At 60.1% G+C, this 1343-nt stretch carries 2 protein-coding genes; both read right to left on the reverse strand.

What is annotated here, in order from left to right:
• Nucleotides 1-34 precede the first annotated feature (34 nt).
• Complete coding sequence (locus tag A2I95_RS38525) at nucleotides 35-592, reverse strand: DUF4453 domain-containing protein (RefSeq protein WP_291737667.1); 558 nt, start codon at nucleotides 590-592, stop codon at nucleotides 35-37.
• 68 nt (nucleotides 593-660) lie between these two features.
• Nucleotides 661-1343: alkaline phosphatase family protein (locus tag A2I95_RS38530; RefSeq protein ID WP_291737668.1), on the reverse strand; the 683-nt coding region annotated here is incomplete at its 5' end.

Consider the following 1343-nt stretch of genomic DNA (forward strand, 5'->3'; position numbering starts at 1 on the left):
GGCAGGGGATCTGGAGCTATGATGACGAGGCGTCCTAGCCGGCAACCTCGCGGCATTGCTCCTGAACCAGCGATGTATCCAGCCAGCCGCCGCTGGTAGCTTGCCAATCCGGGCCGGAGGTTGTGACATAGGTCCAGCTGCCAACCGGGATGTGCGAATAGCTGACATAATCCCCGGCAACGATCTGACCGACCAGCGGTGCATCCGGGCGGTGTCCAGCCCGCAGGCCGGTCACCGGACCCAGCCAGCCCAGGCAGGCGCTTTCGAATTCATCCCGCACAGGCAAGTCCCACAGCTGGTATCTGAGGAACAGATCGTCCAGATCCAGATAGGTCTGATTGTTGTTCACCCGGCAGCCAAACCGTGCCTCCATTTCCTTGACCAGTGCCACCATCCGTTCAGAATGCGGCGGCAGGGATACGGATTTTCCTATGCAATCGCCGTTGTTGAACACCGCCCGGCCCAGCGGAGAGCCGAAACAATACCCGGCCCGGTCGATAACAGCGTTCCTGGTGAACCAAAGGTCGTGGCAGGCATCGCTGGCCAGTACCGGGGACGCCAGCAGGCACAGCGCGGCAGCAAAAGATTTCATGGCAATCGTTCCTGACGAATAAAAACGGCGGCTGAGGGCTATTCTAGCACACAACCGCCGAATTCGCGTTATCTCAGGAATGGTTCCGCCTTCATGGTGTCAGCAAGGGGGGCGCCAAGCCGCCTGAGGATGGTGGGAGCCAGCTGGCGCTGGTCGATCACCTCGCCATGGTCGGGGCCGTCTGCCTCGCCGAAGTAATAGAGCGCGGTTTCCTGCTGCAGCGGCCCGCGGCCGCCATGATGGCCGCGTTCGTCCTGGCCGTGGTCGGCGGTCACGATGACCTCATACCCCAGTTGGCGCCAGCGCGTGATGAAAGGGGCCAACATTTCGTCCATGACGAAACAGGCGTGATCCATTTCCTGACAGTCGTGGAAATAGCGGTGCCCCATGCTGTCCAGTGTACAGGTGTGCAGAATGCCGTAGTCCAGACCAAAGCGCAGACACAGGTTGGTCAGCGTGCCGAACAGATCCACGTCTGACGGGGTCATCTGGTTATCATGGCCATAACCGGTCATGGTGTGGAACCGGCCGTGGTTGATGGTCGTATTGTCAGGCTCGTCATATTCGATGTCACGGACATAATCGAACGGATGGCGGTTGAAGAACTGTGACCAGAAGCTGTGGGTTACGGCCCCGGTGACGCCGCCGACTTCGCGCACCTGGCTAAAGATATCTTTGTGGCTCAGCTTGAACACATTGCCGTTGCCGGTGCAGCCATGTTCCGCCGGCGCCACGCCCGTATGGATTGAGG

It is taken from the genome of Leisingera sp. F5 (assembly GCF_001593695.1).

Coding starts and splice junctions, on each gene's coding strand:
- A2I95_RS38525 (WP_291737667.1), bottom strand. CDS start 592: ATGAAATCTTTTGCTGCCGCGCTGTGCCTGCTGGCGTCCCCGGTACTG.